General features: G+C 41.2%; 1 protein-coding gene. It reads right to left on the bottom strand.

Annotated features, from left to right (window positions below; translation table 11 throughout):
- Positions 1–340, bottom strand: a 340-nt coding sequence (locus tag V7659_RS29880) for an MBL fold metallo-hydrolase (RefSeq protein ID WP_335543656.1), incomplete at both ends; no start/stop codon positions are given.

The raw sequence follows: 340 nt of genomic DNA, 5'->3' as shown, positions 1-340 counted from the left end.
AATAGTTTCACCGATTTTAGGAGCGATGAGATTCACATCATTTTTCTTTGCCTCTTTTAACGCACGTTCTATAGGTTCTGACCATCCATGATTCGCAAGGGTAAAGGCTCCCCAATGCATTAACATCATATTTTTTCCTTTTACATCTATATTAGCCTGTACAGATTCTTCCGGAAACATATGCGCCCAAGCCCAGCGTCTATCGTATTGGCCGCCTTCAATTAATGCGATATCAAAAGGTCCATATTTTTCTCCAATTTCTTTAAAATGTGAATCATAGCCCCCATCACCGCTGCTATAGAAACGGATCTGGTTTCCAACAATAACCCAACCACCCCAG

Origin of the sequence: Neobacillus drentensis (genome assembly GCF_036966985.1) — a bacterium.
GTDB classification, from domain to species: Bacteria; Bacillota; Bacilli; order Bacillales; family Cytobacillaceae; genus Neobacillus; species Neobacillus drentensis_E.
This window is presented reverse-complemented; position numbering and strand designations above follow the sequence as displayed.